The organism is Mesorhizobium sp. 01N446 (assembly GCF_056399285.1).
In genome coordinates this window covers 93,329-108,519 of sequence record NZ_JBFTRA010000002.1, presented here as the reverse complement: position 1 = coordinate 108,519, position 15,191 = coordinate 93,329, and the positions used below count along the sequence as shown (strand labels likewise).

Here is a 15,191-nt window from a genome sequence, read left to right as displayed (position 1 = left end):
CCGAGACTGCTAGCAACGGGGACGGCATATGTCGGCGACTGCGTTTGCATTGACTGGATTCATCTCGTGGGCACTGGGACTGCTGATCGTGATGGAAGTGATCCGTACGTATTTGGTGATCTCTGGAAAGGTCGCAGCAAACGGCTTTACGCCAGATAACGCGGCTCTTTCCCCCTTTATGCAGAGGTTAGCCCGCGCCCACGCCAACTGCATAGAAGGGCTTCCAATTTTCGGAGGTCTGCTCGGAGTCGCGATCATTATTTCAAAGACAGATGTCACGGATACGCTGGCCTCTACACTGTTAGGCGCGCGAATAGTTCAATCGATAGTTCACCTCATCTCCACGACCCAGGTCGCAGTCAGTCTCAGGTTCACTGCGTTCGCTGTGCAAATGGTAATTGGTGCGTATTGGTCCTGGGCGCTGTTGAGGTGAAAGGTGCTGCCACTTCAGAAGCCCAGCGGCCAGTGGCGCATTGCGCAGGAGCCGAAAAACGGGGCGCCCGACGTAGGGGCGGGTTAGCGGATTGGCGGAATGCCGATAACCAGACGCTCTACCCATTCAACTACAAAACTATCCCGCGTTCTCAGTCTGGGTTTTTTCCGACTGTTGCCCGACTATCCGCACTTGCGCTTTCGGACACCCGGTTGATCAGCAAATTCGGAACAAAGCAGCACAGGCTGCGTTTTTCAGAGACGAGGTCCATCCGTTCAACCGACCGCGTTTGAAGCGGGCAAGAGAGTGCTCTTTAGACGCCGAAATCCTGATGATCTCTTCGAGCGATTGCGCATTTATATGTGGCCGCGCCGCTCCTTCTCGCGATCGTTTCAGTATGTTTCAAAGCGTATCCTCCGTCTGAAAGCCACTCCAAACGCCGTCGCGGCTGGGGTGGCGGCTGGGGTTTTCGCGTCTTTCTTTCCACTAGGGTCTCATTTCGCCATTGCCGCCATAGTGTGCTGGCTGATTTCAGGAAACATGGTGGCGGCAGGGCTAGGAACATTTGTCTTTGGCAATCCGCTGACCCTCCCGTTTGTTCTGGGAGCGACTTGGGAGACTGGCAAGATCATGTTGCACGGCCACATGCAAAGTCATGAACGGCCAGCCCATCTGAGTGAGATGTTGCAGACCCTTTCAATTTCGCAATTGTGGGCACCGGTCTTAAAGCCCATGCTGTGCGGCGCGGTGCCACTCGGGCTGATTTTTGGCCTGTTGTTCTACGGCATCACCCGCTATGGCATGACAGCCTTCCGCGAACAGAGGCGCAAGCGACTGGCTGAAAAGGGGAGCCTGCTCCGGCAGCAGGAAGACATCGTGTTATCACCCCCTCTGCCCACTCGACATCGCCGCTCTGGAGGGTGATTGCGGGTATGGCAGCTGTAGAAATGCGTCCGCTCGTCGGCAATATCGCCGCTATAAGGGCTTCCCTACAATTGGCGGCCCGGATATCCTGGAGCCTCCGTCATGGGTTCCTCGCCGCACTTTTATTGATGAACGCCCCACCCTGTCTGTTTGGCGCGATGTCAGGCCGATAGACGCTCATGAAGCTCCCTGTACAGACAGCGCTATCTGAGAACCCCCATCAGGGCCCCGGGGGCATCTTTATGCATGCAACTCGCATCAACGTACGCTCAGAGGTCGTCTGCCGAATGGCAGCTATCCGCCGAACTCGCCCCGATAGCGGACCGGCCGGTTCCGGCCCAATGTGAGACATCGGACACCGCAGGCAGGTGGGCTATTGGTCGGTCACGGTCCCAACATCGAGGCCGGCGTTCTCGAGTTGATCAGCTGCCCAGCTCGGGGGAAAGTTCAATTCGGGATCCAGCCCGAGCCCGGCGTCAATCAGGATCGTCCGATCGCGCTACTCACCACAACCGCGTTCAGCGCCCAATCAAAGTCATCCGGTGGACTGCGACGCCGCCCCTGCCGCATGGCGGCACTCCCTGCAATCAGGCGATCATTACAACGTCGACCACCGCATGTTGCGCGCTTGACCGGGGCTGCCGCTGCAATCGCGCTGGCCAGTACCCTTAGCGTATTGATCTTGGAGCGGACGTTTCCCGGCTACCCCAACCTTACCATAGCCGGCCCCCAGCTTTGCGGCGGCTGCGCCCTGATTTTTTGCAGATGGTTCTATGGCAGGCTGGAGTGGAGCTTTTCCGAACATGCGGAGTTACTAACGCAACTGGGCAGGGGAGGCGTCATGAGCACGAAAACACGTAAATCGGTCGTTGGACCTTCGAAGCCACGGCTGCTTGGGGTCCTCGGTCCTGGCCTTATTACTGGCGCCTCTGACGATGATCCGAGCGGGATCGCTACCTATTCCCAGGCTGGCGCTCAGTTCGGGTTCGGCCTGCTCTGGACGATGGTTTTCAGCTATCCGCTGATGTCGGTCGTACAGGAAATCAGTGCCCGCATCGGCCGCACCACCGGGCGCGGTATCGCCGGCAACATGCGCGAGTACTATCCAAACTGGCTGCTGCAGTCGGTCGTCGTGCTGCTCCTCATCGCTAACATCATCAACATCGGCGCCGATCTCGGTGCCATGGGCGATGCACTGAAACTCATCATTGGCGGCCCCGCGTTGCTCTACGTTATCCTGTTTGGCGCCATCTCCGTCTTGCTGCAGGTGTTCCTCAAATATAGCCGTTACGTCTCCATCCTGAAATGGCTGACCCTTTCGCTGTTCGCCTATTTTGGCACCGTCCTGTTCGTGCATGTGCCGTGGGGCGAGGTCGCCCAAGGCCTGATCATTCCCAAATTCAAGCTTGATTCGTCGTTCTGGACGGCGGTCGTCGCAATTTTCGGCACCACCATCAGCCCTTACCTCTTCTTCTGGCAGGCCTCTCAGGAGGTCGAAGACCAGAAGGCCAAGCCCAAGCGCGAGCCGTTGAAGAAAGCGCCTGAGCAGGCGCAGAATGCCATCGAGCGCATCCGGCTCGACACCTATGTCGGCATGGCATTTTCCAACATCGTCGCCCTTGCCATCATGATCACGGCTGGCGCCACTCTCCACGCCAAAGGGATTACGGACATCGAGTCCACAAGCCAAGCAGCCGAAGCCCTACGGCCAGTCGCCGGCGTCTTCGCCTTCGCCATTTTCGCTCTCGGCGTCATTGGGACGGGGCTGCTCGCCATCCCGGTCCTTGCTGGTTCGGCAGGCTACGCTCTCGGCGAGGCGCGAAAGTGGCCCGTAGGCCTCGAACGCGAGCCGCTGGCAGCCGAAGCCTTTTACGCCACGATAGCCGTCGCAACGATCATTGGCGTGGGCCTCAATTTCACGCCGATCAACCCCTTCAAGGCGCTGTACTGGAGCGCCGTGGTCAACGGCATAGTGGCTGTGCCGGTCATGGCGGTGATGATGCTGATGACGGCGCGGAGCGACGTGATGGGCAAAGTGACCGTGCCGCTGGTCATGCGTGTCATTGGCTGGGTTGCAACCGCTGTAATGGCGGCAGCGGCGGCGGTGATGGTCATGCAGCTTGTCTTGTAACGGCCCGGCCATGAAGATGGGACGTTGCCGAATTTCCGCGCTGGTCTACAACGGGCTATGTCCAAGTATGACGCGCTACGCGACTATCTCGCGGCTCAGACGGGAGCTGTGATCACATTGACGTTCGATGAGGTCGACCAGATTGTTGCCTTTGCCGCGAGCGGCTCGAAGCAACGGCCCGTGGTGGGCGAACGAGGACGTCAAGAGGACGCTCCACGTCCAATGCAAGGCATGGCAGGCAGCCGGCTACGAAGCTATCGGCAACATGCGGCAAGGCGACGTAACGTTCCGCAAAAAGTAAGCCCTGACGTTCGAGTGCCGCGGCCAGCGAGTGCTGCAATCGACGATCATTGAAAGCGCGTGGCGCTCATGCACGCCTAATGGCCAAAGGAAAACGCGCAGCTTTGGCATACACGTTCTGATCGATTCGGCTTGTTATGTTATAGACGGTGCATCGCAGGGCTGTCCTCGTTGTTTCAGATCCGCCCACAACCTTACGACCTGATCGGTCCGCAAGAAAATATTATCGTAGCTGGATCGTTTACAAATGACTCGAAAGAACCGTGAGCGCCGCTATTCACTCGCCCATTCAGTGCGCCATTTCATGTCTACCCCTTGCAGTAAAACCTCTGCCTCGTAGCCATACGAAGCGGCACTTCTTGCTGCCTTGATGGCTGCTACGGCGGCGGCGACGTTCGATATATAATCGTACTCGGTGCCGTCTCGTAACGGACCTTCCAGCGGTTCCCTTCTTTGAAAACGTAATACTTCGCACTCGCCATGTCCCGGCGCCCCCATTTCACTTGCCCCAATACCGAAGGAGTAATGAGCAATGTCCATGTGTACGCAACTGTCATTCCAAACGACGAAAACAGGAGATCGTTTCCAACACTGCCCAGTTCGCGGGCGCTGCCCCGCAGGGCGGCTTCGGCAAGGTCGACGGCGTCCTCATCGGGATGATCCCGGCCGTAAGCCCCGGTGCCGGCTTCGGCTTCCCTCAAGACACACTCGGCACGGTAAGCGCGGCGTCAGCGTCGCTGGCGCTCGACTGAAGGAAGCCATTCAAGACGACGATAGCATTCTCAACGCCGAGGCCCTTTGCGCCGGCAAAACTTCGGTATTTGTGTGTCCAGTTGATGCCATTGCGTGTGAAGGTGCGCACGCCGTCATCAATGTCGGAATACGAGCGCCTTCTGAGGCTGCTCGACCATCATGGGCATCAATGGCGGGACGAATTTCAGACGCATGCAGGTGCTCGAACACGAAATCGCAATTCAATGAGCATGTGCTAAAATAGCTCCCGGAACATTTTATACGAATTGAATTCGATAGCCATGACGAAGCTGTTAGACCCCGGACCCCCGATCCCTGGCGCGCTGCACGGGCACGATCTGATCCGCGAAGAGGGGCGTTTCTACAATTGCCCGAACTGTGGCCGCAGGGTCGCTCAGCGCGATTCGCGGCTTGAAGAGCCGGGGGCATGAGCCGCTCGAGCCAGAGCCGACAGCCGAGGTGATTGAATTTCCATGCCATAAATGAAAGAAGCCCGCCACCTCAGGTGGCGGGCATCTCACCGACCGAGGCCAGGAGAGCGTAAAGGCCTCGCGGAAAGCTTGTGCAGTCCCGTAGCTGCTATCGACGAGCGATCAATAGGCAGAGCTGGCGAAGATCCCGGTCATAAGTGCCTGAACTGCTCAGAACATCGACGCAGCGCTTCTTCATCCGCGCGATTTGGGTGTCCGACATCTGGGCAACCCTGTTCGGCAAGCCAGGATTGGTCGGAGTTGAAGGATTGCTTGGGTTTGACGGGGTGCTCGGATTTGTTCCACCAATGCCAACACCTACACCCAGGCCCACACCGCTTGTGCCGCCGACGTCGGCCCCCAACCCAGCGGTGATCCCGCCTGTGCCGCCAACATTGGCTCCAACCCCGGCATTCACGCCGTTGCTGCCGCCGACAGAAGCGCCGAGACCAGCGCTCACGCCATTAGATCCGCCGACGTTGGCGCCGGCTCCGGCGTTAGCGCCGCCCGCCCCGCCAATGGATGCCCCGGCTCCAACGCCGATGCCACCAGCTCCGCCGACAGAGGCGCCAACGCCGGCATGTACGCCACCGCTGCCGCCGACGGATGCCCCAGCGCCCACGCCGATTCCGCCAGCGTTCACGGGAAATGAAATTGCAATAACGAATGCACTGCTAGCCAGAGTCCTGGCGAAGGTCCTCACGAAAGATTTCATGGCACTCTCCTGTTGCGTTGCTTCGACAGCCGGAAATTCGACTGTGAGCTAATAACGATAGGCAGAGCTTCTCGGGTGCTTAACGGAAAAGCTTTCGTCAAAAGACGACTTCTTTTTTATATCAGATATGTCTAATATTTAGATTAAAGGCGAAATACACCCGATCATTGATTCGAAGCGAGGCCCACCCGTGGCGTATCAACTTCGAGAATTTTTGGCGGGACAGGTGATAGCGGTATATCGCGCTGAGGCACCCACGTCATACCGCGCGGCCGAACAGGCGACGGGTCGCTCCGTAACGCTCCACCGATCGGGAGACTACTTCCTCGAAGTGACCAATGAGAGCAGCGGGAGAGTGTTCGAATTTCAGTTCGCAGACTTGCTGTATTGAAAGCCCGGCATCCCCCTGGCGCAAACAAAGCCCGGCGCCTCTCGGCAGCGGGCGAAGTCTGGGGGTGGAAATGCCGGTCGAGGCCAACCGGGCATCTGATGAACTTCACCTCACGTTGGCGGTGATTAGATCATTTCCGAAGTCTCGTTGTCCCTACAATGCACCGTCCAATTAAAGCTCCGCGGCCAGAAGCAGGCTGTTCTGGTCTGGGCCGCCGACTTCTATGATTCCGTAACTCGGAACACGAGCCTTTCGAGCCAATCCGCCAGCTGACGGATGATGCAGTTGAGTGGTCGCCCGGGCGGCGGCGCCGCGGGCTTGCAATCCGGCAGGAAGGTGGAAAGTGCACCCCGATTGGAAGGTTCGACCGAATATCTTTTTAACCACCCAAGTGGTTTTTGTCCCGTCGTCTACAGCTCTCAACTTTCCATCAACCAAGCTGGCTCAAAAAGACAGAGACGGCGGGGGTTGATATGTTTCTCAAGGAATTCTGGCGTTCCCAGACGGGTAATTTTGCAATTTTAATGGGCTTGGCGTTGCCTGCTATTCTGGCGGCAGTCGGCTTCGCGATCGATGTCTCCACCATCATGCGGGCAAAGGTCAACCTGCAGAATTCGCTGGACACGGCGACCCTTGCGTCATCGCATCTGTCGGACGGCGAAGCAGATCGTCGGCAAGCTTTCGATCGCTATTTTCAGGTGAACGTCGCCAATCATCGCGAGCTCTTGAACGCGAAAGTCACGCTTTCCGTGGACAAAGGTCTAAATTACGTCAAGACCAAAGCCGTCGCATCCGCCGATGTAGCCCTGAATTTCGCCTTCCTATTCGGGGCCAACCAGCACATCGAGGTTGACGCGGGGGCGGTAGAGGCCACCAACAACCTCGAAGTCGTAATGGTCTTGGACAACACCGGATCTATGGCAGGGCCAAAGATCAAGGCGCTGCGCGACGCTGCCAAAGCACTGCTCGACAACCTGGAGGCAGCAACGTCACCGAGCCGGAAGGTGACTGCTGCACTTGTCCCGTTTGTCACCGCCGTCAACATCAATGGCGACGAGTTTGACCCATCCTGGATCGACATGGATGGCAAGTCGCCCAACAACGGAGTGAACGTCCCTCTGCTGCCAGACGGCAATCGCGTCAATCACATGAACCTGTTCAAGGACTTGGCAGAGGGGACTGGTTGGAAAGGCACAGGCTGGAAAGGCTGTGTCGAAGCACGTCCAGGAAATGCTGGCATCTCCGATGTTACGCCAAACCAATCTGATGGCGACACCTTGTTCGTGCCCTACCTCGCTCCTGATGATCCCGGCGATGCCACGGATCCATCGGCGAGCTATGGCAACGACACCAAGGTCTACAACAACTCCTATCTCTCCGATGACGTCCAGGACGGCACGGACAAGAAAGGAAAAGACAAGAAAATTGCGAAATACAAGAATCCCAAGGCCAAAAAAATCAATGATAAAAAGGGGCCGCTCACAGTCGGGCCTAACCGTGCCTGCCCAACCCCAGTGGTCCCGTTGACCACCGACTTCGACAAGTTGCGCACTGCTGCCGCCCAAATGCAAGAATGGAATGGCTCTGGCACTAATGTCTCTGAAGGGCTCTCCTGGGGTATGCGTGTTTTGTCGCCGGACCCACCTTACACAGACGGGGCCGCATGGAAGTCTCCCAACACGAGCAAGATTGTCGTGCTGCTGACGGATGGCGAGAATGTTGTCTTTGGCGCCAGCGACGAACCGGAGAAGTCGGACTATACCTCGTACGGCTTTCTTTCGTCCGGCCGCTTCGGGTCCAGCAATCAGACAGATGCCGCGCGCACGGTGGATCGGTGGACCCTTGACGTGTGCCAGAAACTGAAGGCTCAGCAAGTTCAGATCTATACGATTACCCTGCAATCGGACACGGCGGCCAACCGGACGCTGTATGGAAAGTGCGCTAGCGATCCAATTGACTATTACGCCGTCAATGACCCCAGCAAATTGCCGAACGTGTTTCAAGAAATCGCAGGAAAATTCACCGCTTTGCAACTCGTCAACTGAGTTCACCTCGCATTGGTGTGCTCGAGTGGTAGCCACCGACGCGCTTGCGACCATTGACCGAAGGCGACACCGTGTATGAAGGATAACGTACCGCCTTACGTGATTGATTCCACCCTGAACCACGACGAAGTGAACCCATCCGGGTCCCGTTGTCGGGGGGCAGCCCGTCAATCTGATCCGGTCATGGCGATGACTGCTGACAAGCCTCCACACGATCGACGCGCTGAAGGCGATGGTCCTGGCGCGCGACGCCCTGAACGCTCGGCAATCCGATTATCCGGTATCGCATGGTCACCACTTCGGCCGGCGTGCCGAGACTATCACAAAGGATCTCCCCTTTCGCCGAATCGGTATCGTGGCGCTTCGTGCAAAAGCCCGCGGCCAGTTTTGCTCCGGCGGCGGGCTCTCATCGGAGTTTCGCTAGGCTGCAGCAGATCAGTCTGCGTCATACACCTGGACGATCTGATGGGTGTCGGGATCAACCAACACCGTTCTTCCGTCGATGACAGTGTAGCGGTAACGCTCGTTTGGCACCTCGCGCAGTTCCACCTTGTCGTCAAGTTTCGTGCCAACATTCAGCTCGACGCCGGGAAGTTTGATAGAGGCAATCGGGTTCTTGTGGACATATTCTCGGTATACCTTCTGGTCCTCCGGCTTCACGATGATGGTGTCGGCCATTGCCGCGCCAAATCCCGACACCAGCATGGCGCCGGTCGCTACAGTGATCAGATACTTTTTCATCTTTGTCTCCTTTCCGCTTTATGGCGCTTACGTTAGGCGCCGCGAATATAAGGTGCCCGCTGCCCTTTTGTTCCCGTCAGCACTCGATCCCTTCAGGAGGTGCACGAGGTGCTAAGCGGTCCATCAGAGGAATCACCGCCCGGCATGCAGCATTCATGGTGGACCCTAGCCGGCCGTTGCAACAGCCCACTGAGAAGGAACGGAGGCCTTGAGATCGCCCATCTCAGCGAAAGCAGCGCGAAGCGCCGCAGCCAAGAACGCCGGCCTCTATAGCCGCGCGGTGCAAGCACTGCTTAACGACTGGGTCGAGGTCGAGGAGCTTGAGGAGCATCTGACGCAGAGTACACTCAAGAAACTCGCAGCAACTGGTACCTCATCCAATCGAGAAAAAACGAAGATTGTCAGCCAGCATACGCGACCGAGCAAACCCACTGGTTCATCTAAGACAGCACGCAACCGATCCGAACTGGATAACGAGAGTGCAAGCAAACCAGATGCATCGAATACGACGATGACGCGGCCTCACTATGATTGCTCTATTAAGGTCGAGTTCGTTGGCCACACGCAGCCGTTCTTGGTCTGGCAACGAATAAGGACTCATTTTGCGGGATGGGTATGTGCTCCCAATCGTTCATCGTCGAGCGCTCATAGCGGGCGTGATGATCACGTATTCATGTCTGGAATGCTCTTCCGGCGGAATCCAGATACTGGCTACGCATTGCTCATTTAGAGTCCGGACGCAGGTGCAATCGACGCCGCAGATGTCGCTGTTCCCGCACCGGCATTCGTTTCTCCAGACGGTTCCAATCGCAGCGAAGACCATGCAGCTTTGCTGTGCTGACATCCTTTTCCTGCGTGAGCGCTACCTTGTCGCAGTCAGTGGTCGGCGCGCTGAGATCCGGATCGTGCTGGAATTCGGTGACTACAAACTGGCGGACCACATCCTTTTTGTCGGATCGCAGCGCGGGCTACGCGTTGGTGTAGATGGCGGCGACAGGGCGGGGTTCGGCAGGACCAGGTCGTAGCGTTCTTGTAGGTGAGCGACGCATCCCAGGGAAAGACCCTTCGGCGACGGGAAAGACGGCGGCGGCGAAGTCATACGAATTTGTAAGGTGGCGCACGGAACCGTATCACGGGTCGCAGCTTCCTAGCATTCGCCGAAGGTGAATAAGGGAGGCCCGATGTTCAGTGACAAAGAGACACGATTTCTTGAGGCAGGACTGTTCGTCGCTGTGCCCCTCTCAATCGTGATCGCGGTTTTGATGGCCACCCTTACGTTTGGCTGGTTTGGATAAGCACTATGGGATCATATTCGTGAGAACCCGAGAAAATGCTATCTCGCCTCTTCAGAAAATTGTCTTCGTAGTCGGCGCTGGACCAAAGATATACCACCCTTCGGTGCCGGCCTTCACAAAGCGACATGAGTTCGTTGCCTCGACAGGGTTGGCAGCACCAGCCCACTGTAGACCCATCCAGCGACATGGCGCATAGTTTCGCGCTCGGACCGGGAGCGTAACGATGGTCTTCACAGTGATTTGGTACGGGCAACAAGGCGTCGTCGAAAAGCAGCGCTTCGATGCCGAGAAAGACGCCCGGGATCATGCGCAGATGTCGTTCGCTGCTCGGCAGCAGAATGACGGCATCATGGCGGTGGAAGTTCGCAAACACGATGGCACGGTTGTTTTTAGCTTGGCGGGCGGCGGTGGTTTTTTACATGGCGGCGGCTGAGCAGCGCCACCCTGTTTTGCGGGACGCCGGCCCGGCGTCCGCGTCCTTCCGGCAGGCCAATGAGATAAGCCTCGCAGCCTAAATCTTGTCCGTGCCGCCGGTTGCCGCATGGTTGGAGTTGCAAATGTTTCGTCGAATTCTTCTTGCAGGCATCCTACTCGCGGCTGGTAGCGCGGCGGCCTATGCGGTCGATATCGAGCACGGAGAATTCTACCCGCTTTCACAAGCGGAGGTGAAAACCGTCGAAACCGGCGTGCGAGGGGTTTCATTGTCGGCCGAACTATCGAGCCTGCAGGCCACTAAGACCCGTAACGGCTTGGTGAATGTGTGTGGGTTCGTGAAGAAAAGTAGCGGCTCCACTCCCTTTATCGGAGCCATGGAACCTGGCGGCCGCTTCAAGCTCGTCCTCCTCGGCGAGGACGCGGAAAAACACGCACAAGTGGTCGAGTTGTGCCAGCGCGGCGGGATCATTCTTTAATCCAGCGACCCGGGCGCTGGCGCCTCTGAATCAACAGCTAGCCGAGTGGTCGGGCGAAACATGATCCATATGGAGCGGCGCGGTCCCCGACTCCTCGTCAGCGCGGGAGCCCGAGACGAAAGTGCAGAGCGCTTTGGAAAGGGCGGCGCCGGTATCAGACTTGCTGAGCTAGCAATTCACTATGATCGGCGAGGATGATCGACCACGCCGCGATTACAGGACAATTGCTGCCGGCGACAGCAGCGCCGTCCACCAGGACCTAGCCGAATTTACATTTTTGTAAATTGCCCTCGACTGTCACTTGCCGATACCGATGGACCGACAGCTCGGTTCGGGCGTCCCCGTTCACATCGCAGTGGAGCACCCGGCATGATATCACAACGTGGCAATGTAGCTGAAAACCAGCCCCTTCTCTTCGTCGGAAACCCTTACCCAGTCGCCTCCAGGCTGCTTGGTCAGCTTCACGTTTTGGCCAAGGACTTTTCCCGCAGCTTTGAACGGAGTGGGCGCTTTTATTGCATGAGTCTTGCGCACGTTGTCATCTTCCATTTCGTCTACGCGATAGTTTCTCATTCGAGGTTTCACCGATATCCGAAGCATACCGCTCGATTTTAACACACTACCACGCGCACCCTGATGTTGTACCCCAATGGGCGCAACGTCAACATGATGGTCTGAGGTTGACGGAGCGGGATACGGTGCGTCGGAAATAGCACGGAGCGACGGTTGTTCCAGGATAAAGATCTATCGAATTCACAGGCCGGTTTCGACGAGGGAATAGCGAGACCTCCCGCGCCCGCCACATCCGCCAGCGGGGTGTGGGCTTGGCACTTGGACGGGCTAAGTGGTCCAATCATAACAGGCCCATGTCGGCCGGTGCCGCCGCTTCCAAATAAATTTCCGTCAGAGTTTGATTTCAATACTTGCCAAATTGGCTCTCTGGTGGATATGGGCGAGGCAAAAGGTCGTGTCTCGCATCCGATGCGGGCGTCCCGACGGCGACCTCGCAGGCAAGTGGCACGGGTCGATTTCAGAGAGGGTAGATCACAGCGCCGCGCCTATTCGCACTGGCGCCTAGGCCCTCCGGAATAGGGCTGGTAGCTATTGTCTTCGGGACGGTAGGACCTGTACCGGCTGAAGCAAGATTGGACGTGGTCGTTCGAAAGGTCCGCTGTTGCAACCAGAGGGCTGGCGCCGCCTTCGACATAGCTGGCTTCGGCTGGCTGCGCGGCCGCGATGTCGAGATAGGGCGACACGCAGGGCCGCTGCTGTCCTCCATAGGACCTGTAACTGTTGTCGTGGGGATTATAGGAGCGATAGCGGTCGGCGCACCAGCCGACATGGGCAGGCGGCAGGGCGGCCTGCTGCTCGCCGGCGTCCGGCGCCACCGCGCCTGTCTTCGTCGGGGGCGCCTGCACCCTAGCGGCAGCGTCGGGTACCGCAGGTTGCACGGCGGCCACGCGCTCCAGGCCTAGGGCGGCCTTGTCCACTGGCTGTGCATCCTTGGTCCAAAGCTGCGAGACACTGTTGGCGGGGCTTGCCTGAGGCACGGGCTTGGCGACAATCAGCCAGGCAGCGAAAGCCAGCCCGCTGGCGAAGACCGCAAGGGTCAGAACGAAGCCTCCGACCAGTGCCAAACCCGCTTTCATCATACACTCCTTGAGCCCCAGCCAATAGAATGCGGAGCATGAAGACTGGTTCCAGAGCACGAGCACATGGCAAGGGTCGGCAACTGGAGCGGGGTGTCGATGCGCCCGCGTAAGCGCCGATGCGCCCGCTTCAGGATTGCGAGTGAAACTGAGGGGCAGGCGTCGCATGGGAGATGTGAAAAAGCGCGTAATCGCAGAGACCACGCGCTTCAATCACACAGAGGCGAATACGCTGTCGATTGTTGGTTCAGCGTTTAATCATTCGGGCCACGGCAATCAAAATACATGCACCGATGAAGCCGGCGACAAGATAGCCAATCCAGCCGGTCAATGACACGCCCAGAAGCCCCAGAAGGACGTTGGCGACGATGGCGCCGACGATACCCAAAATGATGTTCATAAGCGCCCATGTTGCTTTTCATGAACATCTCGGCGAGCCAGCCGGCGATACCGCCGATGACGATAGCCGCTACCCAACCTACGCCCGGATTTTCCATATTTCCCCTTCACTGGAACCGAAATTGGTTCGGCGGGAAAACGTGCGACAAACGAAAAAAGTTCCTGGGTGAGTTACTGAGCTGCAATCAGGCCCGGTCGCGTTGGTGCGCAACACCATATAGGCCGAGACGTCACCTGTCGCCGCATCTCCGAGATAGGAGGCTGCCACACAACCTGCCTCTCGCGGGGGGAAACTGTCTGGGTCGGCCTTGATTCTGCTGGCGTTAGCTAAACATTCTATCGATTGGTGGCGAGACCGGTCTCACCAGTGGGTCCGATCGAGGGAGTTCCTTCATCAGTGAAGACGATTCCGGCGTCCTCGATCGCTTGGCGTATAGCCATGACATTGTGCGGGCGCGGTGTCCTAACGCCGTTCTCAAAATCGCTGATTGCCATTTCGCTAAGATTTGCTTTTGCGCCAAGTCGCACGCGCGACCAGTTCAATAGGGATCGTGCTGCTCTCAATTGAGCTGCTGAGATTGGGTTTCGTCTGTCCATAGGGACACGAACATTCAATATGGCTAAAATGTTCCCCTTGACCTTCTGCATTTTAAGCGTGCCATTCCGACAAGCAGGCGTGGCTTTGGGACAATCGGACTTGGGCGAACAATGCGGCCCAATACTTTTCGATATCCATGGTCCGAGGAGAATAATCTCGGTCAGTCGCGCGCGAGGAGCCCGTGCCATACATGTTCCGAGCCACATTAACGCTCGCCTCCGCCTGGATAATTGAAACTGTAGGCGGCGAGCAACAGCCTGGCGGCGATCGATGGAAGGCTGCTCTTTCGCCAGCAAAAACTCAGGTGAACGCATTGCGGCTGGAATTCGCTGAAGACGGCCTTTCGCAGCATAATGACGGCATCGATTTTCTTATTACCGGTGAGGACCACATCGCGAATTTTGCCAACATTGGCGTCGGCAGCGCCATAAACCGTTGTACCATCAGGTCCTCCCCACGGATCTTGTTGATGGGCATTTCCGTCAGCGTTTTGTTTCGACCGCCGCGAACGAATTCGTCGTCGGGGCTGTGCTTGCGGACGGCGTCGCGCTTGTAGATGCGGTTGAGACATTGGCGTCGTACGCCCTTGCGTCAAAGCCGGAATTTGGTTGCACTGACGACCAACTGATGGCCGACCGAACCAAAGGTAAATACATCGGGTCTGCCTTCATCAATTCCAAAAGCGCGGTGCGCGACAGGCCGTGGAAGCGCGTTCAGGAGCATGCCGGCACGGCGCCGAAGGGCATGAAGCGGCCGGCGACGCAATGGGTGACGCCGGGCATCATCGGCCGGGTAAGGCGCTTACGCGGAGAGGAGGGTCTGCGGCACGAATTCATTGCCTGGATGTATGGCGCAGTCATGCAAGGACGGCAAAGAACGTGCGGTGCCCGAAGACTGGGAATAGTGGCGCGACGCCTGGCTGCAAGGCTTCGACGGCGTACCGCTAGACGGTGCAGTCAAGGGCACGTCGGTTAGTGATCAGATGGAGGCGGAGGTCGATGAATCTGCCGTCGAGAAGTGAGTGAACGAGCCGCTCGCCCGCCCTATCCAGGCTCTCGTGCGCGACTGCGACAGTCTGTCCGCGCGCTGATCCGAAACCCACCTCGATACCAAATCGTTCAACTCGGACGGTGAACGAGTTGGAGCTGGTATGAGGTGGACCTTTCAAAGCTTGATCGATGCAGGCGTTGAGCTCAGGGCGCACTGCGCTCGCTGCGGCCATACTGTGAAGCTAGAACTAGTTCGCTGGCGCGAAATGCATGGCCCGGACGCATCGGCGATGGCATCTGACCTTTCGCCAAAGGTTCGCTGCCCGAAATGCAAAGGCCGGTCGATAGGATTTAGCTACGGCATGCCAAGCACCTCCCTCGAACCATAAATCCACCGGCCTAAAAATTGGGCTGACCGGAACCTAAGGCGGCAATCGAACTTAGACC

The 15,191-nt window shown here is 57.7% G+C and carries 15 protein-coding genes and 2 pseudogenes; 9 read left to right on the top strand and 8 right to left on the bottom strand.

Going from position 1 to position 15,191, the window contains the following annotated elements; translation table 11 throughout:
• Positions 1-28 precede the first annotated feature (28 nt).
• Both AC1DPX_RS08750 and AC1DPX_RS08745 read left to right on the top strand, forming a co-directional pair.
• Positions 29-433, top strand: coding sequence for an MAPEG family protein (locus AC1DPX_RS08750; protein WP_477235944.1), 405 nt, complete (start codon positions 29-31; stop codon positions 431-433).
• A gap of 306 nt (positions 434-739) precedes the next feature.
• Positions 740-1,357 carry a DUF2062 domain-containing protein gene (locus AC1DPX_RS08745; RefSeq protein WP_477235942.1) on the top strand — a complete coding sequence of 206 codons (618 nt, stop codon included), beginning with the start codon at positions 740-742 and terminating at the stop codon, positions 1,355-1,357.
• 379 nt (positions 1,358-1,736) lie between these two features.
• On the opposite strand, the pseudogene AC1DPX_RS08740 reads toward AC1DPX_RS08745, so the two are convergent.
• Positions 1,737-1,903 (bottom strand): annotated as a pseudogene (locus tag AC1DPX_RS08740) (MBL fold metallo-hydrolase); the annotation flags it as partial.
• Positions 1,904-2,198: 295 nt separating this feature from the next.
• Between AC1DPX_RS08740 and AC1DPX_RS08735 the strand changes: the two are divergent.
• The gene (locus tag AC1DPX_RS08735) at positions 2,199-3,488 is read left to right on the top strand and encodes an NRAMP family divalent metal transporter (protein WP_477237471.1); all 1,290 of its coding nucleotides are present in this window, start codon (positions 2,199-2,201) and stop codon (positions 3,486-3,488) included.
• Between the two features lie 573 nt (positions 3,489-4,061).
• On the opposite strand, the gene AC1DPX_RS08730 is transcribed toward AC1DPX_RS08735, so the two are convergent.
• On the bottom strand, positions 4,062-4,328 hold the full coding sequence (locus tag AC1DPX_RS08730) for a hypothetical protein (protein WP_477235940.1): 267 nt from the start codon (positions 4,326-4,328) through the stop codon (positions 4,062-4,064).
• A 792-nt stretch (positions 4,329-5,120) separates the two neighbouring features.
• Positions 5,121-5,726, bottom strand: coding sequence for a hypothetical protein (locus tag AC1DPX_RS08725; protein ID WP_477235938.1), 606 nt, complete (start codon positions 5,724-5,726; stop codon positions 5,121-5,123).
• 864 nt (positions 5,727-6,590) lie between these two features.
• On the opposite strand from AC1DPX_RS08725, the gene AC1DPX_RS08720 reads away from it, so the two are divergent.
• Complete coding sequence (locus tag AC1DPX_RS08720; protein WP_477235936.1) at positions 6,591-8,162, top strand: TadE/TadG family type IV pilus assembly protein; 1,572 nt, start codon at positions 6,591-6,593, stop codon at positions 8,160-8,162.
• Between the two features lie 435 nt (positions 8,163-8,597).
• On the opposite strand, the gene AC1DPX_RS08715 is transcribed toward AC1DPX_RS08720, so the two are convergent.
• Positions 8,598-8,903, bottom strand: coding sequence for a DUF1236 domain-containing protein (locus tag AC1DPX_RS08715; RefSeq protein WP_477235934.1), 306 nt, complete (start codon positions 8,901-8,903; stop codon positions 8,598-8,600).
• Positions 8,904-9,111: 208 nt separating this feature from the next.
• Here AC1DPX_RS08715 and AC1DPX_RS08710 point away from each other — a divergent pair, with 208 nt between their 5' ends.
• The 4 genes from AC1DPX_RS08710 to AC1DPX_RS08695 all read left to right on the top strand — a co-directional run bounded on the left by AC1DPX_RS08710 (position 9,112) and on the right by AC1DPX_RS08695 (position 11,109).
• Positions 9,112-9,633: a hypothetical protein gene (locus AC1DPX_RS08710; RefSeq protein ID WP_477235932.1), complete on the top strand. Its 522-nt coding sequence runs from the start codon at positions 9,112-9,114 to the stop codon at positions 9,631-9,633.
• Positions 9,634-9,664: 31 nt separating this feature from the next.
• Positions 9,665-9,928 carry a hypothetical protein gene (locus tag AC1DPX_RS08705; protein ID WP_477235930.1) on the top strand — a complete coding sequence of 88 codons (264 nt, stop codon included), beginning with the start codon at positions 9,665-9,667 and terminating at the stop codon, positions 9,926-9,928.
• Between the two features lie 493 nt (positions 9,929-10,421).
• A complete protein-coding gene (locus AC1DPX_RS08700) occupies positions 10,422-10,631 on the top strand; it encodes a hypothetical protein (RefSeq protein WP_477235928.1) in 210 nt (69 codons plus the stop codon).
• Between the two features lie 124 nt (positions 10,632-10,755).
• Positions 10,756-11,109 carry a hypothetical protein gene (locus tag AC1DPX_RS08695; RefSeq protein WP_477235926.1) on the top strand — a complete coding sequence of 118 codons (354 nt, stop codon included), beginning with the start codon at positions 10,756-10,758 and terminating at the stop codon, positions 11,107-11,109.
• A gap of 375 nt (positions 11,110-11,484) precedes the next feature.
• On the opposite strand, the gene AC1DPX_RS08690 is transcribed toward AC1DPX_RS08695, so the two are convergent.
• From AC1DPX_RS08690 to AC1DPX_RS08675, 4 genes and pseudogenes are all read right to left on the bottom strand, one after another.
• Entirely contained in the window at positions 11,485-11,682 is a 198-nt protein-coding gene (locus AC1DPX_RS08690; RefSeq protein WP_477235924.1) for a hypothetical protein, read from the bottom strand.
• 485 nt (positions 11,683-12,167) lie between these two features.
• Positions 12,168-12,761: a BA14K family protein gene (locus AC1DPX_RS08685; protein ID WP_477235922.1), complete on the bottom strand. Its 594-nt coding sequence runs from the start codon at positions 12,759-12,761 to the stop codon at positions 12,168-12,170.
• Positions 12,762-13,005: 244 nt separating this feature from the next.
• Positions 13,006-13,255 (bottom strand): annotated as a pseudogene (locus AC1DPX_RS08680) (GlsB/YeaQ/YmgE family stress response membrane protein).
• A 238-nt stretch (positions 13,256-13,493) separates the two neighbouring features.
• Complete coding sequence (locus tag AC1DPX_RS08675; protein ID WP_477237469.1) at positions 13,494-13,754, bottom strand: helix-turn-helix domain-containing protein; 261 nt, start codon at positions 13,752-13,754, stop codon at positions 13,494-13,496.
• Between the two features lie 191 nt (positions 13,755-13,945).
• Here AC1DPX_RS08675 and AC1DPX_RS08670 point away from each other — a divergent pair, with 191 nt between their 5' ends.
• Positions 13,946-14,311, top strand: coding sequence for a hypothetical protein (locus AC1DPX_RS08670; RefSeq protein ID WP_477235920.1), 366 nt, complete (start codon positions 13,946-13,948; stop codon positions 14,309-14,311).
• Positions 14,312-15,191 lie beyond the last annotated feature (880 nt).